The following is a 1557-nucleotide window of genomic DNA, read 5'->3' as shown; positions in this document are numbered from 1 at the left end:
CCCACCCTCATATGGGGATTTTTGAGTCAAGGCTTTTCGATTGGCTTGGGTGAGGTCGGGGAAGTGCGAGGGCGGCGCGCGGAGCCATGCGAAGCGCAGCGCGACGACCGTGTTCCGGGCAAGGATTGGCTTCCGAAGATTTATGCAGCTCACTGCATCACCTCATATCCGGTCGGACTGGTGTGGTCCGGACCCACATTCCGCATGCTTGCGGTGAGGAAGCCCTGAGAATGAGACCCATCTACAAAACGGCTGTTTGTTCGGCCCAAGGGTGGCACGGTCATCATCCATCCCGCACGGACTGCGGCCAAGCGCAGCGCCGGTGCGGCGCTGCTATGCCTTCATTGTTGCCCCCGCAGGTACGAGTCCGGTGGTGAGGTAGCGCCACAGCGCCACGATCAGCTTGCGCGCCAGTGCCACGATGGCGATGCGCCTGGCCCGCTTGCCGGCATTGGCGGTGCGGGTGCGGAACCAGCGGCTGAGCTCGCTGTCGGCCTGATGCCGCAGCCACAGCCAGGCCAGTTCGATCGCCTTGAGGCGAGCGCGCGGATTGCCTGCCTTGCTGATGCCCTGCTCGCGATCGATGCCGCCACTCTGCCAGGGACTGGGCGTCAATCCGCAATAGGCCCCGACCTGGCGGCGGTTGCGGAAGTCCTTGTAGAACGTCTCGTTGGTCAGCGTGGTGGCAAAGGCCGGGCCGAGCGCTTTAAGCCGCTGCAGCAGATCCCGCCGTTCGGCCGTCGCCGCAGGAACAGCAGAGGCTGGCGCGGCTTCGGCTTGCTCCAGCGCGGCAAGCTGTTCGCGTACCAGCATCAGGCGAGCATGTTCGCGCGTCACTTCGGCCAGAAGATACGGCGACAGAGGCTGCCCTTGCCAATCCCGCTGCTGGGCCAGCCAGTGCAGCCAATTGCCCCGGCGCGGGGAGCCGACCGCCATGCCCGCCAGCCGCAGCAGCGCCTTGATCCGGTTGGTGTGGGCCGTCTGTTCCTTGACCAGCCGATCGCGCTCGCGGCTGGAGCGCCTGGCGTCTTCCTGCGCCACGCTCGGCACCCGCACGATCCGAACCACCCGCGGCTCGCCGCGCAAATAGGCCATCAACGTCCGCAGCAGAAGCTCGCCATCGATCCGGTCCGTCTTGGTCCGACGCGAGCGCTGCTCCACCGCAATGCTCGCGGGATCGAACACAAGGTTCAAAATCCCAGCTGCCTCCAGCAGCCGGTGCAGCCAGAAGCCGTCGTAGCCGGCCTCGTAGCAACTCGCCACGCGCGGTACCGATCCGAGCTTCTCTGCCGCCCGTCTGCGGACCTTCTCAATCAGCTCCAGCAGCCCGGCATGATCGCCGCCCTCGAGCTTGTGGCGCGACATCCGATCACGATCCGGGCTGTGCAACGTTACCAGCCACGTCTTTTGACTGAGTTCGATCGCAAGGAAAATTGTGCCATTATGGCCGGCGGTGGGCGTGCCTACAGTCGATGCTTGCATCTGGCTCTCCGTGGGTTCGAGTGTGGAAACCCAAACCTATCGGAAAGGCCACGCTCACCGCCCCATGGAATCTAC

Annotated in this window: 2 protein-coding genes; one reads left to right on the top strand and one right to left on the bottom strand. The window is 64.8% G+C overall.

All coding sequences use genetic code 11. From position 1 onward, the window contains the following. A partial coding sequence (locus JQ635_RS38905; protein ID WP_211415041.1) for a hypothetical protein occupies positions 1 to 228 on the top strand: 228 nt, incomplete at its 5' end. Positions 229 to 333: 105 nt separating this feature from the next. Here JQ635_RS38905 and JQ635_RS38900 read toward each other — a convergent pair. Then, positions 334 to 1482 (bottom strand): IS110 family transposase, encoded by a 1149-nt coding sequence (locus JQ635_RS38900; protein ID WP_211415040.1) that lies wholly within the window; start codon positions 1480 to 1482, stop codon positions 334 to 336. Positions 1483 to 1557 lie beyond the last annotated feature (75 nt).

The sequence above is a fragment of the Bradyrhizobium iriomotense genome, assembly GCF_018130765.1.
Taxonomy (GTDB): domain Bacteria; phylum Pseudomonadota; class Alphaproteobacteria; order Rhizobiales; family Xanthobacteraceae; genus Bradyrhizobium; species Bradyrhizobium iriomotense_A.
Note: the sequence above shows the minus strand (reverse complement) of the source record. Positions and strands in the feature narration are given on the sequence as shown.